The organism is Eubacterium sp. 3_1_31, assembly GCF_964249515.1.
Classification (GTDB): Bacteria; Bacillota_I; Bacilli_A; order Erysipelotrichales; family Erysipelotrichaceae; genus Longicatena; species Longicatena caecimuris.
Genome location: NZ_CAXUBY010000011.1, coordinates 58,428 through 78,005, shown reverse-complemented (window position 1 = coordinate 78,005; position 19,578 = coordinate 58,428). Strand labels below are relative to the sequence as shown.

The window sequence follows — 19,578 nt, the reverse complement described above, 5'->3', positions numbered from 1 at the left end:
ATATAGCTTAATGAATTCCCAAGAAAGGAAGATATTATTTAATTACCTGTTTCTTGGGTAATTAAATAATACAAGATTGACAAATGAAACATTATGTACTTGCATCACACGGAGGTTTTTCGAAAGGAATCTATGAGAGCATTCAGATCATCATTGGCGAACAGCCCAATATACATATCGTACAGGCGTTTGTGGAAGGCAATAACGATATCACATCTTTAGTAGAGGAAACCTTAGCAGCGATTCCGCCTGAAGATGAAGTAATCGTATGCAGCGATGTGTTTGGCGGCAGTGTCAACAACGAATTCATGAAACAGCTGAGAAATCGCAACCATATGCATTTGATAACCGGCATGAATCTGCCATTATTGATGCAGTTGTTTCTCAGTGTTGAAGAGGATACGGAAAAGATGATCCATGATATCGTGAACAGTGAAGATACACGCGTAAAGTACTGTAACGATATGCTGCGTAGCGCAGCAAAAGAAGAAGAAGACTTCTAGAAAGGTGATGTAACATGATTAAATTAGTACGCGTTGATCATCGCTTACTGCATGGTCAGGTGGCTTTTTCCTGGACCAATGGTGTTGGCGCAAATTGTATTTTGGTAGCAAGTGATACCGTAGTACATGATGATGTATGGAAGACCACATTAAAGCTGGGGAAACCTAGCGGAGTGAAATTGGTAATTAAAAATATGGCCGATTCCATAGCGGCTATTAACAGTGGAGTAACGGATAAATACAAACTGATTATTGTTGTTCAGACCATTAAAGAAGCAAAACAGCTTGTGGATGGTTGTCCATCGATTACCAGTATCAATTTAGGAAACACCAAGGAAAGCAAGACAACAACACAAGTCAGCAAACAGGTTTTCCTTGAAGAAGAAGAGAAAGCGATTTTGAAAGAATTGATGGAACGAGGCGTAGAGTGTGAAATCAGAGCACTTGTAGATGATAATAAACTTAATGTCGCCCACGTTTTAAAGTAAAATGAGGAGGAAATAATCATGGTAGTACAAGCTATCTTAATTGGTCTGATTGCTGCATGGGGTTCTTTGGATTATGCATTCGGTACATTATATACCTTTAGACCAATCGTTTTAGGACCATTAGTAGGTTTAGTTTTAGGGGATGTAAAAACAGGAGTTGAAATTGGGGCAAGCTTAGAGCTGTTGTTTATGGGGGCAATTTCTGTAGGTGCCTATATTCCACCAGATGTTAATATCGGCGGTGTCTTAGCGACGGCATTTGCCATTTCAATGGGAAAAGGTGTTGACGCTGCTGTTGCTTTAGCTATGCCAATTGCCGTAATTTCCTTGGGCATCGGAAATTTAGTTTCCGCCATTACACCTGTTTGTTTGAAAATAGCCGATGATGGTGCAGCGGCTGGTAATGATAAGAAAATCATGTTTACGCAGTGGCTTATGGGAGCATTTGCTACCATCTATAAATTCCTGTTGGTCTTTGGTGCTTTCTATGTTGGTGCTGATAAAGTACAGGCTTTGTTAGACTTTATTCCACAATTTGTACTAGATGGCATGGGCGTGGCAGCCGGTATTCTTCCTGCAATGGGATTTGCGATGCTGATGCGTATGATCATTAACAAGAAGCTGATTCCTTTCTTCTTCTTAGGTTTTGTTTTGGCATCTTATGCCAACATTCCGGTACTTGGTGTCGCTATCATTGCGGTCATCATTGCCGTAGAGAAATTTGGCTTTTTGGAAGATCGGCCAGTGATGGCTGGTAATGCTGAGGAGGTAAGTGATGATGACGACTTCTAATACGGATGAAAAACTGATTACCAAAAAGGACCTGTTGCATTCAGCATGCAATATCGGTGCCTTAGGAATGGAATATTCCTGGAACTATCCTCGCCAAATGCATTTGGCATTCTGTTTAATGATCAACCCAATGTTAAAAAAGATTTATGCAGATGATCCTGAAGGTTATGCAGAGGCTTTAACAAGACATGTGGCATTCTTTAATATCACGCCACAGCTTGCGCCTTTTGTTGGCGGTATTGCCGTATCTATGGAAGAGCGTGTTGCGAAAGGGGAATTGGAAGGAGCTGCTGTTGATTCTGTCAAAGCTGCTTTAATGGGACCATTAAGTGGTATCGGTGATTCTATCTTCTTAGGTTGTATCCGTGTCATTGCCGTTGCCGTTGGTATTTCATTAGCATCTACCGGCAACATCATGGGACCAATTGCTTATTTCTTGATTTATAATATTCCAGCCTTCTTAGTACGTTTCATCGGAGCAGTGAAAGGTTATGAATTAGGCTTCTCTTTCTTGGCGAATGCTGAGAAAAGCGGTTTGATGGAAAAAGTGATGTTTGCTTCCGGTATTGTTGGTATCATGGTAATCGGTGCCATGAGCAAAGACATGTTCTATGCGACGATTCCGTTGAAGATTGGGGCAAATGTTTCCGGAGAAGATGTACAGACCGTACAAACGATTTTGGATGGCATCATGCCTGGTATGCTAGGCTTATCTGCTACTTGGATCTATTATTGGCTGTTGAAAAAGAAAGTCAATCCAATGTGGCTCATTCTCGGCACGATGATTCTTGGTGTTGTTGGTGTTTATTTTGGTTTCTTAGGATAATATATGCATGCAAGATGCATAGAAAGGCGGTTACATATGAATATACATACGTATATTGATTACATTGATGATCCAAATGATACTTACGAACAGTATTTAGAGAAAGCAAAAAAGTATCATTTCCGCTGTATCTTTGCGCAGATTGACACTTATGATGAAGCCGTTGCTTATTTAAAGGATAGCGGCATCATCATCGCAGGAGCAATTGATTTTCCTGAAGGTGTCTTATCATTAGATGAAAAAATGAAACGTTTCCAGGCATATGCGGAGAAAGGCTTTAAGGAAATTGATTATGTCTTAAATCAGCATGCTATCGAAACAAGAGATTATGCTTATATTGAAAAAGAAATGAAGACCATTACGGCTTTCTGTCGAAAACATGGCATTTGCGATAAAGCAATTGTTGAAATGTGTAAGTTGGATGAGGATGCGAAAAAGAAGGTATGCGAGATTGCATTGCGCGTAAAACCAGCCTTTTTAAAAACATCTACTGGTAAGAGCTTTGGCGGAGCTAAGTTAGAAGATGTTTTATTGATGAAGAAAATCTTAAAAGATGAGGTACGTATCAAAGCAGCCGGCGGTATTCACACATATGAAGAGGCAAAAGCATTGATTGATGCCGGCGCATCGGCATTGGGGGCAAGTGCAGGAATTGCCATTTGTGAAGGGGAGAAACAAGCATAAAGCAGAATAGAGGTAAACGTCCTTTGATGATTGCCTCTTTTCTTATAAGCTTTTCATCAAATATACACGCATGTTTAAGCGTTTATACTTGATATTAGGATAAATGAGAGTATTCAAGGAGGTGGACATGCAGCAGAGAAGTTTTTTACGTTATTTTATGGGACTGGCATTGCCGGTCATCTTGCAACAACTTTTAGCACACTTATTAGCGATGAGTGATACGATCATGTTAGGAGCTTTCAGTGAAGATGCAATCAGTGCTGTCAGTGTAGCTAATAAATATTTCTTTATCTATAACCTGGTAATCTTTGGGTTAAGCAATGGTGTAGGACTGTTTATCTCGCAATATCATGGGGCATTGCAGAAAGAAAATGAAAATCGCACATTGCGTTTTGGCTTGCGCTTGTGCGTATATACAGCCATTATTTTTATGGTTATTTTACTTGTATTTCCTTCCTTCATCATGTCGCTTTTTGTGAAAAATGAGGTGTTGATCAGATTGGGCAATGTGTATAATGGCATTGTGGTATTCTCTTATCTTCCTTATGCATTAGCACAGATGTTGGGCGTTGGCTATCGTGTGATTGCCCAGCCGCGTATTCCTATGTATGCCGGTTGTCTATCCTTCCTTTTGAATATCGCCTTGAATTATGCCTTGATTTTTGGACATTTTGGTTTTCCATCCCTTGGTGTAGCAGGAGCCGGTATTGCGACCTTATGTTCACGCATTGTAGAAGCACTTTTCTTATGTGCTGTTGCTTTACGTAAAGAAAGTGAATTTTATTTGTTAACTGCCTATACTCGTTTTTCTTTAAGGGAGAAATACAAGATTGCCCAGCGGGCAATTCCACTTGTTTGCAATGAATTTATTTGGTCATTAGGATTATCCTTTATCTTTATGAATTATTGTGCTGTAGATGAACGCTATATACCTGCCTTAACCGTAGTTGATACGATTGCTAGCATGATTTATGTAGCCTTTAGCGGCTGCAGTGCGGTGACGGGTGTCGTCATTGGCAATGATTTAGGGGCAGGCAAGCTAAAGCAGGCCAAATTGGATGCCAAAAAGATGATACGGATCGGTTTATCCATTTATATCATTGGGTGTGCTTTGGTCTTATGCACCAGTCCGATAGCACCTTTTCTGTTTTCGTTACAAGGAGAGAGTCGGCATATGGCGATGCAGCTTTTAATGATCAAGGCTTGTATTACTTGGACACAAGGCTATTCAGAAACCATTTATTATATTTTACGAGCCGGTGGAGATACGCGTTCCGTCTTGTGTATTGATGGCTTATTTACTTGCTTTGGACCCTTACTCTTATCAACGCTGTGCGCACGTGTACTGCATATCCCTATGCTATGGATGTTTGCAATCGTAGAAGGCAGCAGTATTTTTAAAATTTTTATTGCTACTTGGTTTTATCGAAAAGAAACGTGGTTAAAGAATTTAACGGAAAGGAAGCATGACTTACATGAAACAAGAAATATTACAGAAAAGAAATCCACAAGTATGTATCAAAAATGTGAATGATGCAGCATTTTCACGCTATGGAAAGCTCATCCACTTGGATGTGGATGCTTTGTTACAAGAAGCAGAAAAACAGTATCCGATACCAACTAGCGGGAATGCATATATTGCTGATATTGCGGCGTTACATCCTTTTGCTTGTGTAGCTGAAATCGCCCATCGTATTTTTGCTGAAATGGCAATTGAAGTAGGCATCTGTCATGGACATAATACGACCTTACTGGGGCTGGAATACCATATAGGATCTGAGGTGAATATGGCCATTACCGATTGTGTCTTAGCGTTAGGACGAAAGGAAGACTTTCAGGCACCTGGTATTGATAAGGAGGCATTGGAAGTATTTTATGTACCCAAAGGCAGTGTCATAGAGTTGTTTGAAGGTACTTTGCATTATTGCCCATTTTCGGCAGATCAAAAAGGGTTTTCCACAATTGTGATCCTCTTAGATAAAACAAATACACCGATTTCTTATCGAAAAGGAGAACTTTTGACAAAACGCAATAAATGGTTTATCGCACATGTGCAGAATCAAAAGAAGATCCAAGAGGGAAATGTTGGCGGATTGTTGGGAGAACCTTTACAGATATCGTTACTTCCTGTAGAATAAAGGAGAAGATGTAGGAAAGAGAGATGAAATCATGCGTGTCCAGATGGACAAAAGACGAAAACATACGACGAAACAAAATATGAAACCCGGGCCTTTTGTAAAATAATTCAAAAAAGGATAAGGGCAGAGAATACATGTGTGTTTTTGTAATGCGTGAATACAATCATAAGCCATCTAAGGATGATATTTGCTAATGTATATTCATAAAAATTCAAGAAGAAGTCTGAAAGCTATTACGATACACGCAATTAGTTTTTAGACTTTTTCTTGTTTCAATATAAGAAAAAACGATTCTTGTACCTTATCCGTGTTTTTCATTTACGAAAAAGGCGGGTTGATGATAATGAATAAAAAAATGAAAACAGAGAAACAAATGATGAAACTGCCTGTTTATGCAGGTATCTTATTTTCGGTATTAGAAATCATGATGGCATTGTATGCCAATTCACAGGCAGTGTTGATGGATAGTATTTATGATTTTGCAGAGGCGATTGTCCTTGGCTTAATTATCTTTTTAATTCCTTTATTTTATAAACCGGTCAGTGAACGGAAACCATTTGGCTATGCTCAAGTTGAAAGCTTACTGATTCTTGGGAAAGGTTTACTGTTGATTGCTGTTACAATTGGATTGATCTTAGCGAATGTGCAAATGCTATTACATGGTGGAAACACGATCGATCAGCAATTGATTGGATATTTCGAATTTGGATTGGCAATGATCAGTGCCATTGTGTTATGGCTTTTAACACGTATGCATAAACAAGTGCAGGCACCTTTAGTAGAAGCCGAAATCCTTGGCTGGAAATTGGATGTTTTTAGCAGTATTGGTGTCGGATTGGCTTTTTTCCTTGGCTCCTTATTGGACAACTCACCACTTTACTGGCTTTCCCCTTATATAGATCAGATCATTGCCATTATTATTGCGCTGATCATGTTACCGCAGCCTTTCCATCTGATTCAAGAATCATTAAAGAATCTTGTTTTATTTGCTCCTGAAGAAGAGGTCATGGAAGAAATCAAACAGTGTGCTCAAGAGTTGTTTGATGATTATGCATATGAAATTACATTTTATGATGTTATTCAGACAGGACGTAAATTGTGGATTGAAATTTATATTCGCTCGCATTCCAATATGTTGAATGTGGCGCAATTGGAACAGCTAAAGCTACGCATCGAAAAGGGGTTGCATGATCGCTATGAAGGGGTAGATGTACAAATATCTCCGGATTTGATCATAAAATAAAACGCATTAACGATAGTCATATGGAATACAAGTGATCGATTTACGCGGTTAGATACAGTTAAGAGGATATGATGTAAATAAAGAAAATACGATTTTCTTAGGATAGTGCTATAACGCCTATCGAAAATCGTATTTATTTTTATTTGGTAATGTTATCTATGGGTTCATGTACTCTTATATGTGATCTACACGCATATGTCGTTACCTTATAAATAAAGAGGTGTTTCTTATTCTTCACCTCTTTGTTCCATAAGGTTGTATATGCAAATGTTTTTATCACATTATTCTTTTGTGATCAATGCTAAGTTCTCCAGATACTCACTTTCAAAAGCAAGCTTCTTTTCAGCTTCATTCGTATATTTCTTTACCAATGCGCTGGATTTCATTACAGGCTGTAAAGTTCCCGCACCAGCAACACAACCGCCGGGACATGCCATTCCTTCTAACAGGTAGCCATTGCGTTTACCGGCTTTTGCCATCATGAGCATCGTTTTACAATTCTTTAAACCTTCAGCCGAATCAATTAATACTTCTTTATCCGGATGTTCTTTTTGAATACATTGTTTCACCGCATTGGCAACACCGCCGCTAACGGCAAAGCCACGTCCATTCGCAGTTCCTTCGGCAAATGGCTCATCTACCATGGCTTGTTCTAAAACAATGCCTTTGGCTTCAAACATACCCATGACTTCTTCAAAGGTTAAGACAAAATCGATATCACTGCGTACACTTTTGCGACTGGCTTCTAGTTTCTTGGCAGCACAAGGGCCGATAAAAACGACTTTTGCATCCGGTTTTTGCTTTTTAATCAAACGACCGGTTAAGACCATCGGCGTTAAGGCCATAGAAATATAAGGCTTAAAATCAGGGAAAAGCTTTTTCGCCATGACTGACCAGGCAGGGCAACAGGATGTTGCCATAAATGGCTGTTGTTCAGGCACTTTGTTTAAGAAGTCTTCAGCCTCTTCAACCGTACATAAATCGGCGCCGATGGCTACTTCTACAACATCCGCAAAACCCAACGCTTTTAAGGCCCCTTTTACTTTTTCAGGTGTCACGCTTGCCCCAAATTGTCCAACAAAGGCCGGGGCAATTGCCGCAATAACCTCTTTTCCGCTTTTCATCGCATGAATCGTCTGAAAGATCTGTCCTTTATCAACAATCGCGCCAAATGGGCAATTGACTAAACACATACCGCAAGAAACACATTTCTCATGATCAATTTCAGCTCTTCCGAATTCATCACTTTTTATGGCATCCATGCCACAACTTCTGGCACAAGGACGTTCCAACTTGTTAATAGCACCATAAGGACATACATCCATACAGCGGCCGCATTTGATACATTTATCCTGATCAATGACAGATTTACCATTAATAATACTGATGGCATCTTTCGGACAAACTTCTTTACAAGGATGTGCTAAACACCCTTGACAGGTATCCGTGACAACAATCTGCTTTTCCGGGCAGGCATTGCAGGCAAATTTAATGATGTTGATCAAAGGATCATCATAATATTTCTCAGCGATCGCACTTTCTTCAATACCATCGCTTAAGGGTGCATGCTCATCCATTTTACGTAATGGCAACCCAATTCCTAAGCGCAGACGTTCCCCAACAATGGCACGTTCTAAAAAGATACTTTCTCGATACTTTGCTTGTTCTCCTGGTAAGATCTTAAAAGGAAGCTTTTCAATTTCAGTGGCATAATCTCCACCTTCATATGCCAATCGGGCAATTTCAGTGAAGACCTTTCTTCGTATATCCGTTACCGAATTATAAATACCTCTCATTATGTATCACCTCGTCTCCATTATACTGTATTTACCAGTATTTGTAAGTATAATTTCAGAATTTCAACCCTTTTACTTGTCGTTATGCAGGAATTGCATTATCATGATAAGGATGAAATAAAAGAAAGATAGAAATCATTAAACGAAAAATGTAAATCAACATCGTAACGTAATACAAGGCTTATGGAAAAAGCTTGAGAAAGGAAACCCTATGGAAATCAAAGAACTAGTACAGCGGCAAAGAGCATATTATCAAAAAGGAAATACGCGCTCTTTGATAAAACGTAAACAGGCATTACAGCGGCTGCAGGCATGTATCAAAAGAAATGAAACGGCTATTCATGAAGCTTTGTATGAAGATTTGCATAAGGCAACAATGGAATCTTATATGAGTGAAACCGGAATGGTGTTGGCAGAATTACGCATGCAACTGCGACATTTTGAACAATGGGCAAAACCTAAAAAAGTGCGTACACCTCTTGCCCAATTTCCCGCTAAAAGCTTTCAATCTGCAGAACCTTATGGAGTAGTGTTGATCATGGCACCTTGGAATTATCCTTTTCAATTATGTATGGAACCATTGATTGGGGCATTGGCTGCTGGTAATACGGTGATCTTAAAGCCCAGCGCATATGCCAAAGCGTGTAGTGCAGTCTTGGCGAAGATCCTAAGGGAATGCTTTGAAGAGGAGTATGTTGCCGTTGTAGAAGGTGGCCGCAAGGAAAATAATGAACTATTGGAACAACGGTTTGATTACATCTTTTTTACTGGCGGAGTAACGGTTGGTAAAATGGTGATGGAGAAAGCTAGTCGATATCTTACACCAATCACATTAGAATTAGGAGGGAAAAGTCCTTGTATCGTTGATGAAAGTGCAGATTTACGCATCGCCGCACGTCGTATTGCCTTTGGCAAATTTCTTAATGCCGGGCAAACCTGTGTAGCCGTTGATCATGTGTTTGTACATTCTTCGATACGTCAAGCTTTTCTTGCCTATTTGCAACAGGAATTGCAATCTTTCTTCGGTGAGGATGTATTAGCCAATCCCCATTATCCAGCAATTATCAATAAAAAACATTTTACGCGTCTACGCCAGCTTATGCAGAGTGGTGATATATGTATTGGTGGGCAGTTGCGGGAAGAAACCTTACAGATTGCACCGACTGTGTTAGAAAATGTTTCCTTGACTTCTGCTATCATGCAGGAAGAAATTTTTGGACCGCTTTTGCCAATTTTACCTTATGATGATCTTGATGAGGTCATAACGTTCATACAAGCACAAGAACGTCCGCTGGCTTTGTATTTATTCACGAGCAGAAAAGCAGTAGAACAGCGCATTTTGCATACGTTGAGCTTTGGCGGCGGTTGTATCAATGATACCATTATTCATCTGGCAACCAGTCAGATGGGCTTTGGCGGTGTAGGACAAAGTGGGATGGGGAGTTATCATGGATATGAATCCTTTAAAACATTTTCTCATTTCCGCAGTATCGTAAAAAAGGCGACATGGTTAGATCTTCCTATGCGCTATCACCCATATACGAAAACGAAAGAAACGATCGTGAGGATGTTTTTACGATGAAAATGAGAAGAAAAACCATGCTAGTCGTGATGACCCTTTTGCTTGCTTATGGTTTGCAGGTTGTGTATGTAAAAAGCTTGCCAAGTGAACAAATCACTATTTTAGGCTATCATCACATTGTCGAGGATAAGGATAAAGAAGCGTATTTTAAAGGAAATATGTGGGTGAATTCATTGTCTTCCTTTGAAGCACAGATGAAGTTGTTAAAGGAAAAGGGATATCATAGTGTTAGTTTACAGGATGTTTATGAATGGCGTATGGGACGAAAAGAGTTAGATGAAAAAAGCGTTGTCATCACTTTTGATGATGGATTTTATTCCTCGATTAAATATGCACAGCCAATTTTAGAAAAATATGGATTTCAGGGAAGTGTTTTTGTGATTGGCTCACAAATTGAGGCGAATCGCAGCGAATATAAACCCAATAAACGTCAGCATGCAACCTTAGCAGATATGCAACATGCAAAAAAGTTGTCTTTTTATGCGCATTCCTTTGATCTTCATCATAAGGATGGAGGCTTTCGTGTTCATCAATTGACGAAAGAAGCATTGCAAATAGATACGCAAAAAGAAGCATCGCTTGTATCAACAGAATTTTATGCTTATCCATATGGAAAATATAATCCTTTGATACAGGAGGTATTAAAACAACATGGTACGAAGTTGGCATTTGGATTTAACGAAAATAGAAAAGCCAGTAGACAGGATGATCCTTATGCATTACCAAGATTTAATGTGAATGCATATACGAAGCTGGATGTGTTTTATCAGATGGTTTCACAATAAGCAAAGAGAATACGTTATCGTGGGAAAGTTGATGTCTTTATTAAGAAAACATCAACTTTTTCCTATTCAGTTGAATGATATGCCTAGAAGCCCATGAGGGTGAATGCATATAGTGGATTGAGATGAAGGAAATCTCAGTGAAAAAGGAGGAACTAACTATATGTATCATGCAAACTGCAACAACTCCTGCAGCTGTAACAATTCATCGAACTGTAACCGCAATGGAGAAAGAATCATGGTAAATCAGTCAAATTGCAGCAATCATAATGTTCAAGAACGTTCTCGCTGCTCATGTGCAAACACGTATCGCCCAGGCTCTGGCTGTGGTAATTCGGGCAATCACAGCTGCGGCTGTCATAACAATTGTAACTGTGGCTGTCAGCGACCTTGTCCGCCACGTCCATGCCCACCAAGACCATGCCCACCACGCCCATGTCCACCTAGACCTTGTCCACCACGTCCATGCCCTCCACGCCCAAGTTGTGAAGACCGCTGCCGTGCACAATATCGCCAGTGTATGAGAAACTGTCGTATGCGTGAAGATGAGCAAGGTTTTGAACGTGGCTATGAAGAAGGCCAGTATGATACAGACATGATGAATGAAGATCGTTGGGAGTACGAAGACTAATCCATCCTATTGGCAATCCATCCAATTATCTTTTTGATGAGGACCTTTCTTAAAGAAAGGTTCTTTTCTCCTGTGGATTCAGCGTAATAACTTTTGCAAAAATACATAAGATAGTATATAATGATGAAAATTATACAGGAGGTGGATACAAATGCTGCATATGAAACATATTATTTGGGATTGGAATGGTACCTTATTGGATGATCTAGATGTCAGCATGGATGCATTAAACAGCATCTTAACGAAAGAACAATTGCCGCTTGTCCTGGATAAAGATGAATATCGTAAATACTTTCAGTTTCCTGTCATTGAATATTATAAAAAAGTTGGTTTCGACTTTGCCAAAACACCATTTCCCATCTTGGCACAACAATATATGGCATATTATCAGCCTCATTCTTTACAATGTTCCTTGCATACTGGGGTAGAAGAAACCTTGGAAAAAGCAGAACAAAAGGGTTATCGCCAATACTTGTTGAGCGCCAGTGATCTGCAGTTTCTAAAACAACAGCTTGCTGTTTATGACATTTCTAATTATTTTCAGGATATTCAAGGCTTAGATAACATTCATGCTCATTCCAAAGCAGAATTGGCGAAAGCCTTTGTAAAAGAACGCCAGTTAAATCCAAATGAAGTTGTATTTGTCGGTGACAGTGTACATGACAGTGAAGTGGCAAAATATGCCGGATGTCATTGTATCTTGATAGCGAATGGACATGAACACAGAGATAAGCTTACAAAGACAGGCCGACGTGTGGTTGGCAATATAAAGGAATTTGCTCAGTTATTATAGGATCAAAAAGGAAAGCGTTCGCTTTCCTTTTTATGACGATGTTAGCATCTTTTGATTATTGATAAGGTGATATCTTTAACAGAACCAAAAAATTCCCTAAAGTAAAAATTGGGTGCCAGATCAAGATCACTGCGAGCAGGGTAATTATGATAAGACAAACCTAAAGAAGTTGCGATGAAACCGGCACGAAACATATGGAAATCATTGGTGATGATGGAAGCACTTTTTATATGGTATTTCTTCATAAGCACTTTTGAGAAAGCTAAGTTTTCCTGTGTATTCATAGAAGCATCTTCCATTAAGATACGTGATTCTGCTACACCATGCTGAATCAGATACTGTTTCATGGCACTGGCTTCACTGCAAGTTTCCGCTTGCCCTTTGCCACCGCTTACTATCAGATAGGTATTTGGATATTCCTCAGCAAACTGGATACCTCGTTCCAAACGATAACGAAGTAAGCGAGAAATCGAAGAACCATGCAACTGCGCCCCTAAGATGATAGCAGCATCACCTTGTTGTTTATCCGTGTGCATACCTTGATAGAGGATGCAGGATTGTAATCCCAAAAATAGGATAATTATGATAGTAGTGCACAAGTATACTATGCGGCGTAAGGGGATAGGCAGATATGAAAAGATATGTTTTTTCCTTTTATAGGTCATCATTCCTATGATAAGTAACAACATCCCACCAAGTAAAAAGACCCAGGAAAAAACAATTTCATTGATACCATAAACAATGCATAAATAACTATAATACCCTATACATAAGCCACCTAATGCCATGCATACGAGCGAAAGAACAAAATGATTATTTGGTTTCATGAGATAATCTCCTTATTCCTGCCAAAAAGAGGATAGAACAGTATATACGCGTTGAGGCTCATTAATAATTTCATAATGCGCATACTGTATCGGTAATAAATTGCGATAAAACCGTGTGGTAAAACGTTCGTCAATGAAAGCGACCATCCCTTTATCAGAAAGGGAACGTATGACACGGCCGGCTGCTTGTAGAACTTTGTTCATACCGGGAAATTGATAGGCATAGGCATAGCCCATTTGATTAATTTCATCAAAATGCGCTTTGATCAGATCTAGCTGAGGATGAAGTTTGGGAAGACCGACACCGATGATGATAGCACCAATCAGACGATCACCTTTTAAATCAATGCCTTCCGCAAACATGCCACCTAATACACAAAAAGCGACATGCAAACCATCCATTTCTTCAAACTGCTTTAGATACGCTTGTTTTTGTTCATCATTCATATTGCCATCCTGTATGGAAATGGCAATATCCGGATATTGATTCGCAAATTCTTCGGCAATCTGTTGTAAATATGCATAACTTGGGCAAAAGACAATGTAATTACCGGCTTTTGCAAGCACACATGCGTGAATCATTTCCACTATGGCGATAAGACTATGACTGCGATTACGGTATTTTGTCGAAATGGCATTATTGATGATGACTTTGATCTGTTGTTTTGCAAAAGGTGAAGGCAAGGAAAGACGAGGAGTCTTTTCATCACCGCCTAAAAGCTCCAGATAATAATCAATAGGTGACAGCGTTGCTGAAAATAAGATTGTACTGCGTCCTTTTTTCATGATGTTTTGTAAAGGATGGCGGGGATTCATGCAAAATTGTTTGACGATGACATTATTTGCATCCTTTTGTATTAGGGTCACAAAATGCTCATCATAATAATCAGCGATACGGATATAAGCATTTACTGCGAAATAAACATCCTTGAGTTCATCATCGTGGCTTTCTTCATGCTCACTTTGCAGATAAGCATCACAATGCTCAGAAAAACTTTCTAACTTTTCCAGAAAAGGCAAACAGGGTTCTTCATCCGCAAAGAAATCACTATATTCACAACACTTTTTCAGCTTTGCAAATTCACTTAAGACAGCTTGCAGTGCCTTATGAAGCAACACCGCATCCTTAGGAATCTTTTTGCGTATGGAAAGAAACTGCTCTTTTTCCAAGACAGCACTATACATTTCGCGACCACGGTCAATCAGATTATGAGCTTCATCTACTAAAAAGATATAATTGCCTTTTTCCATAAAAAAACGTTTTAAATAGACATGAGGATCAAAAACATAATTATAATCACAGATAATCACATCTGCATACAGGCTGGCATCAAGACTCAATTCAAAAGGACAGATATCATGCTGCTTAGCCATATGTACAATCACTTCTTTATTCATGAAGTCTTCACCACTTAAAAGCTCATACAAAGCATTTTTATTTCGGTCATAATAGCCTTTGGCATAAGGACAAACTTTAGGGTCACAATTACGTTCTTCCAGTAAACAGATTTTATCTTTAGCCGTAATGCAGACCGTTTTAAACGATACATCTTGCTTTTGTAATAACGCAATTGTATCATAGGCAACACTTGCCGTGATGTTTTTCGCACAGAGATAAAAAAGCTTTTCGGCCTTTCCTTCTCCAATGGCTTTTAAAGAGGGGAATATTGTAGAAATGGTTTTCCCTATACCGGTAGGAGCTTGAGCAAACAGATTTTGTTTATCTAAAATCGTTTTATATACAGCTACGGCAAACTGACGTTGTCCTTTGCGATAGGAAGTAAAAGGAAATGTTAGTTTTTTTAAGGTAGTGGAAGAAGCAATACGAATATTTTGGGAAAGACGTGCCCAGCGTAAATGTTGTTTTAGACAATCGAGGTAAAAGGCGGTCAACTGTTCCTGTGTTTTTACTTGTTGAAATGTGAAGATTTGTTTTGTTTCAATCTGATAATAGGTTAATTGAATGGTAAGCTGTTCACACGCATGTTGCATGGCATACAAGTAGCCATAACAATATGCCTGAGCCCAATGCACAAAACAAGAGTCATTTATTTCATCATGGGGAAGAGCAGTCGTCTTGATTTCTTCAATAGTGATACCATGTTCGTCCTTTAAAATGCCATCGGCTCTGCCATCAATCACAAAGGTCACATCTTCGATGATCGTCTCCTGTTTCAGATAAACTTCACTTTGATAATCACCTGTGGCCTGTGATTGCAACATGCGATGAATTCGACTGCCTAAATTCGCTCTTTCGACACTTTGACCACTATAGACTAAATCACCGCTTTGAAATAAAAACTCAACCAGTTCTCTGACTGAAAGACGATATTGCATACCTTCACATCCTTTTGTATAGTTCATTTTACTAGAAAAACGAAAATTTACAATGGAAAGTTGGAAATCGTCATGTATAATTAAGGAGTCTGTAAGTAATAAGATTTTTTCTTCGTACTTACTAGCAATGAGCCATCAGCATAGGGATACAAGGAGGAAGCAACATGCGTGAATTTATTATCCAAGAGGATGATGCCAACCAGCGTGTGGATAAATTTCTGCAAAAGACGTTGCCAGCATTGCCTAAAAGTTTGATGTATAAATATATAAGAAATAAGAAAATAAAAGTAAATCGAAAACGTTGCGAAATCGCGCAGCGTCTGCTGCCAGGAGATCACGTATTATGTTTTATTGCAGAAGAATTTTTTGAAACAGGAGAAGATTGCTCCTTTTTAAAGGTTAGCAGCGAATTGGATGTTCTTTATGAGGATGCAAATGTCATTTTAATGAAAAAACCGAGCGGCTTATTGACACATAAAGATAGCAATGAAATACAAGATAATCTGGCAGATCGCTTCTTACATTACTTATATAAGAAAGGACAGTATGATCCACAAACAAGACAAAGTTTTACACCGGCTCTATGTCATCGCTTAGATCGCAATACGGAAGGAATTGTCATAGGAGCGAAGACAGCGGAAGCATTGCGGCGTATGAATGCCTATATTCGCGAACATAAAGTTGAAAAACATTATGTATGTATTGTTGAAGGTGTTATGGAGCAAAAGACAGGGCATGTGGTACTTTGGCATAAAAAGGATGCAAAAAGCAACAAGGTTCATTTGTATGCCCATGAACAAAAGAACAGTCAACGCATAGAAACCAGCTATCGCACATTGCATCAAGGAAAGCGATATGCGTATGTGGAAGTGCAATTGCATACGGGAAAAAGTCATCAGATACGCGCGGTAATGGCATATCTTCATCATCCTTTATTTGGGGATGTGAAATATGGCGCCCAAAAGAATCAGCGTAAGGATTTTCAAGCATTATGCGCTTATAAAGTCCACTTTAATTTTGATGATGATCTTTTATCTGCCATTTCTCAACAAACCTTTACGCTTATCCATCACCATATCAAAGCACGCTATGAACTATTAGAACAATAAGGAAAAAACAATCACGAAAAGGAATGTTTTTTTGATGGATGCGCCTTTACAAATATGTAGACGCTTTCGATACGAACATACTTTTTTATACAAATACGCATAAGAGAAAAGATGTAAAAATATAACTTGCTTTTTCATTGTTGTAGTGTATAATATTCGGGTGGTAAAAAGAGGAGAATCGTTATGGAATCTTATGGATATTTATTAGATATTGCCTTAATTTTAATTTTTACCAAAGTATTGGGACTTGTGACAAAACGTATAGAGATGCCACAGGTTGTCGGTGCTTTGATGGCCGGTATCGTGTTGGGCCCAGGCTTTTTGAAAATTGTTCATGAATCGCAATTCATTGATCATATTGCTGAAATCGGTGTGATCGTCTTAATGTTTTCAGCCGGGTTGGAAACGGATATCAATGAACTTAAGAAAAGTGGCGGAAAGAGTTTTGTGATTGCCTTGATTGGTGTATTAATACCATTGATCGGCGGTTATTTACTGGCTTCTTTCTATAACAGTGGCGATAAAGCATTTTTGGAAAACATGTTTATCGGTGTTATCTTGACAGCAACTTCGGTATCCATCAGTGTGGAAACCTTAAAAGAAATGGGGAAATTATCAACACCTAGTGGAAATGCCATCCTAGGAGCTGCTTTGATTGATGACGTATTAGGAATTATCGCGTTGACCTTAATTACTGGTATGGCAGATACATCTGTTGATTTAACGACAGTCATGATTAAAATTGTTGCTTTCTTTGCGGTCAGCATGGTGATTGGTTTAGCAGCTCATAAACTGATTGAAAAATGGTTTGATCGTTATGAAAAAGTACACCGTCGTTTTTCTATCCTATCTTTTGCTTTCTGCTTATTGTTTGCTTACTGCGCAGAAGAATTCTTCGGTGTCGCTGATATCACGGGAGCCTTTATTGCCGGATTGATCATTTCCGGAACGAGTCGTTCTTCTTATGTGAAGATGCGTATAGAAACTTTAAGCTATCTGCTTATTTCACCGGTTTTCTTTGCTAGTATCGGTTTAAAATTTGTTCTGCCAGAGATGACGACAAGTATTTTAATTTTCTCTGTGCTATTATTAGTTATTTCTGTCCTCAGCAAGATTTTGGGATGTGGCCTTGGTGCAAAACTTTGTGGTTATCAGACAATTCAATCGGCTCGTATTGGTGTCGGTATGATTTCGCGTGGAGAAGTCGCCTTAATTGTTGCCAGCAAGGGGATGGCTGTTGGATTGATGAATGATCAATTCTTTGGTCCGATCATCATCATGGTTGTCTTTACGACAATTGTCACGCCAATCCTATTGAAATTTGTCTTTAAAGATCGTATCAATGATCCAGATGTTTATACGGATAGTGCATTGATTGAAGATTATAGTGAAGTTGAAAATAACGAACGAAAGAATATGGAAATTTTAGAACAAAAGAAAAAGCGCAGTGCTGCCTAATACAGCTTGTATCAGTTATCTGCTAAGGTGTCAAAAATCCTTTATATAAAGGGTTTTTGACCCTTTTTTTCATGCATGAACCAATTTTTAATTTCATTGTTGAAAAATACGAAAAAAAGGAATATACTTTGAAAATGATTTAGGAAAGATTCCTGTATCCTAAATCGCTGAAAGTGTTATAATAATAAAAAAGGAGGTGTCGTGTTTTGGAAGAGATTATCAGAGAAATCGTTGACGCTGACAAACAGGCAAGAAGACGAGTAAAAGAAAAGCAACAGGAACGTCTGAATATCCAAAATTTGATACAACAGCAAGATGATGAAATCAAATCGCGGTATCAACAGGAAACAAAAGCATTGTTGGAAGCGAAACAGGCAGAACTGAATGCAGCTTTACAAAAAGAACAAGAGCAGGAAGAAAAAGCCTATCAAGATGCACTGCATAATCTGGAAGCGAAGTATGATGCCAGCAAAGAGGAGTGGGTGAACGAAATCATTCAACGGTGTCTGGCATCATAAATGTGATGCCGATAAGGAGGTGATGGTGAATGGAAATGGCAGCTGGTGTTATCGCCGCAAAAGCAAGAAGTATGCTTGGCGAACAGCTGAGCGCACAGGACTATGAAGAATTGCTGCACAAGCGCAGCGTTGCCGAAATAGCGGCCTACCTAAAAAATGGCACTTCCTATGCACATGCCCTAAAAGATGTACGCGAAAACAACATTCACCGTGGACAGCTGGAAGATCTTTTACGAAGAGAAAGCTTTCGCAAATCTATGAAACTGTATCGTTACAGTGAATCTAAGCAGCAGCAGTATTATAAGTTGCATATGCAACAGATAGAAATTGACTTATTGCTATCACGCATTCGTGTTTTGATTTCCCAGGCGTATGAAGATGCTATCGCAGAATTTCCCCTTTTCCTAAAAGCATATACTAGTTATGATTTGACGAAATTGGGGAATGTTCGCAGCTTTGATGAATTGCTGGAGGTTGTGAAAAAAACGATGTATTATGATGCCCTTGTCCCTTATCGGGTGAAAAAAGGACAGGAAAACGATATTGCCTATACGGACATCGAGACGACTTTGCATCAGAAGTATTATGCGCATGCAATGGATACGATTCACGATGTGTTAAAAGGAAAAAGCCGTAAACAATGCCATGATATGTTTGCCACTAAGGCAGAACTAGATAATCTGACAAAAATCTATCGTTTTAAAAAGTATTTTCAGGCAAGAGAGGATACCATACGGGATTCTTTAGTGCCATTGTATCATCGCATTTCCAAAGAGCGATTGGAAGAGCTTCTGGCAAGTCCCTTGCCATTATTTTTGAAGAAACTTAAGGAAGGCCCTTACCATCTGCATCTGGAAGATAAAGAAGATTTATATGTAGAATATTATACCCAGGCTTATCTTTATAAAATGGCAAAACGCAATGTGTATTTTGCTCAGGATGCGCCAACGGTATACAGCAGTTATCTCGTCGTTATGCAGCGAGAACTTGACAACATCATCAATATCATCGAAGGTGTTCGCTATCAGGTGAACAGCGAAGATATTGCATCGATGCTGGTGTATTAGAAAG

Annotated in this window: 19 protein-coding genes; 16 read left to right on the top strand and 3 right to left on the bottom strand. The window is 39.0% G+C overall.

The window, feature by feature from the left end:
* Positions 1 to 83 precede the first annotated feature (83 nt).
* The 8 genes from ACESSZ_RS06610 (at position 84) to ACESSZ_RS06575 (ending at position 6,674) form a co-directional block, all read left to right on the top strand.
* Positions 84 to 503, top strand: a complete 420-nt coding sequence (locus ACESSZ_RS06610) for a PTS sugar transporter subunit IIA (RefSeq protein WP_008687634.1) — start codon at positions 84 to 86, stop codon at positions 501 to 503.
* A 14-nt stretch (positions 504 to 517) separates the two neighbouring features.
* Complete coding sequence (locus ACESSZ_RS06605) at positions 518 to 991, top strand: PTS sugar transporter subunit IIB (protein ID WP_008687635.1); 474 nt, start codon at positions 518 to 520, stop codon at positions 989 to 991.
* Between the two features lie 18 nt (positions 992 to 1,009).
* Positions 1,010 to 1,783, top strand: coding sequence for a PTS mannose/fructose/sorbose/N-acetylgalactosamine transporter subunit IIC (locus ACESSZ_RS06600; protein WP_008687636.1), 774 nt, complete (start codon positions 1,010 to 1,012; stop codon positions 1,781 to 1,783).
* Complete coding sequence (locus tag ACESSZ_RS06595; RefSeq protein WP_008687637.1) at positions 1,770 to 2,609, top strand: PTS system mannose/fructose/sorbose family transporter subunit IID; 840 nt, start codon at positions 1,770 to 1,772, stop codon at positions 2,607 to 2,609. The genes ACESSZ_RS06600 and ACESSZ_RS06595 overlap by 14 nt, the downstream gene beginning before the upstream one ends.
* Positions 2,610 to 2,645: 36 nt before the next feature.
* On the top strand, positions 2,646 to 3,293 hold the full coding sequence (gene deoC, locus ACESSZ_RS06590; RefSeq protein WP_008687638.1) for a deoxyribose-phosphate aldolase: 648 nt from the start codon (positions 2,646 to 2,648) through the stop codon (positions 3,291 to 3,293).
* Positions 3,294 to 3,420: 127 nt separating this feature from the next.
* Complete coding sequence (locus ACESSZ_RS06585) at positions 3,421 to 4,827, top strand: MATE family efflux transporter (protein WP_008687641.1); 1,407 nt, start codon at positions 3,421 to 3,423, stop codon at positions 4,825 to 4,827.
* On the top strand, positions 4,769 to 5,431 hold the full coding sequence (locus ACESSZ_RS06580) for a DUF4867 family protein (protein ID WP_008687642.1): 663 nt from the start codon (positions 4,769 to 4,771) through the stop codon (positions 5,429 to 5,431). Before ACESSZ_RS06585 ends, ACESSZ_RS06580 begins: the two co-directional genes overlap by 59 nt.
* A gap of 343 nt (positions 5,432 to 5,774) precedes the next feature.
* Positions 5,775 to 6,674 carry a cation diffusion facilitator family transporter gene (locus tag ACESSZ_RS06575; RefSeq protein WP_008687644.1) on the top strand — a complete coding sequence of 300 codons (900 nt, stop codon included), beginning with the start codon at positions 5,775 to 5,777 and terminating at the stop codon, positions 6,672 to 6,674.
* Positions 6,675 to 6,955: 281 nt separating this feature from the next.
* Here ACESSZ_RS06575 and ACESSZ_RS06570 read toward each other — a convergent pair whose 3' ends face one another.
* Positions 6,956 to 8,470, bottom strand: a complete 1,515-nt coding sequence (locus tag ACESSZ_RS06570; protein ID WP_008687646.1) for a 4Fe-4S dicluster domain-containing protein — start codon at positions 8,468 to 8,470, stop codon at positions 6,956 to 6,958.
* 172 nt (positions 8,471 to 8,642) lie between these two features.
* Here ACESSZ_RS06570 and ACESSZ_RS06565 point away from each other — a divergent pair, with 172 nt between their 5' ends.
* The 4 genes from ACESSZ_RS06565 to ACESSZ_RS06550 all read left to right on the top strand — a co-directional run bounded on the left by ACESSZ_RS06565 (position 8,643) and on the right by ACESSZ_RS06550 (position 12,258).
* Positions 8,643 to 10,052: an aldehyde dehydrogenase gene (locus tag ACESSZ_RS06565; protein ID WP_226896975.1), complete on the top strand. Its 1,410-nt coding sequence runs from the start codon at positions 8,643 to 8,645 to the stop codon at positions 10,050 to 10,052.
* A complete protein-coding gene (locus ACESSZ_RS06560) occupies positions 10,049 to 10,837 on the top strand; it encodes a polysaccharide deacetylase family protein (RefSeq protein ID WP_008687650.1) in 789 nt (262 codons plus the stop codon). Before ACESSZ_RS06565 ends, ACESSZ_RS06560 begins: the two co-directional genes overlap by 4 nt.
* A gap of 235 nt (positions 10,838 to 11,072) precedes the next feature.
* Positions 11,073 to 11,465, top strand: coding sequence for a hypothetical protein (locus tag ACESSZ_RS06555; RefSeq protein WP_128125080.1), 393 nt, complete (start codon positions 11,073 to 11,075; stop codon positions 11,463 to 11,465).
* 151 nt (positions 11,466 to 11,616) lie between these two features.
* A complete protein-coding gene (locus ACESSZ_RS06550; RefSeq protein WP_008687654.1) occupies positions 11,617 to 12,258 on the top strand; it encodes an HAD family hydrolase in 642 nt (213 codons plus the stop codon).
* A gap of 41 nt (positions 12,259 to 12,299) precedes the next feature.
* On the opposite strand, the gene ACESSZ_RS06545 is transcribed toward ACESSZ_RS06550, so the two are convergent.
* Positions 12,300 to 13,085 (bottom strand): YdcF family protein, encoded by a 786-nt coding sequence (locus tag ACESSZ_RS06545; RefSeq protein ID WP_008687656.1) that lies wholly within the window; start codon positions 13,083 to 13,085, stop codon positions 12,300 to 12,302.
* Between the two features lie 12 nt (positions 13,086 to 13,097).
* A complete protein-coding gene (locus ACESSZ_RS06540) occupies positions 13,098 to 15,422 on the bottom strand; it encodes an ATP-dependent DNA helicase (protein WP_008687658.1) in 2,325 nt (774 codons plus the stop codon).
* A gap of 164 nt (positions 15,423 to 15,586) precedes the next feature.
* On the opposite strand from ACESSZ_RS06540, the gene ACESSZ_RS06535 reads away from it, so the two are divergent.
* From ACESSZ_RS06535 to ACESSZ_RS06520, 4 genes are all read left to right on the top strand, one after another.
* The gene (locus ACESSZ_RS06535) at positions 15,587 to 16,531 is read left to right on the top strand and encodes an RluA family pseudouridine synthase (RefSeq protein ID WP_008687662.1); all 945 of its coding nucleotides are present in this window, start codon (positions 15,587 to 15,589) and stop codon (positions 16,529 to 16,531) included.
* A gap of 183 nt (positions 16,532 to 16,714) precedes the next feature.
* Positions 16,715 to 17,989: a cation:proton antiporter gene (locus ACESSZ_RS06530; protein ID WP_008687665.1), complete on the top strand. Its 1,275-nt coding sequence runs from the start codon at positions 16,715 to 16,717 to the stop codon at positions 17,987 to 17,989.
* 206 nt (positions 17,990 to 18,195) lie between these two features.
* Positions 18,196 to 18,507 (top strand): hypothetical protein, encoded by a 312-nt coding sequence (locus ACESSZ_RS06525; protein WP_008687666.1) that lies wholly within the window; start codon positions 18,196 to 18,198, stop codon positions 18,505 to 18,507.
* Between the two features lie 29 nt (positions 18,508 to 18,536).
* Complete coding sequence (locus ACESSZ_RS06520; protein WP_008687668.1) at positions 18,537 to 19,574, top strand: V0D/AC39 family V-type ATPase subunit; 1,038 nt, start codon at positions 18,537 to 18,539, stop codon at positions 19,572 to 19,574.
* The last annotated feature ends 4 nt before the right edge of the window (positions 19,575 to 19,578 follow it).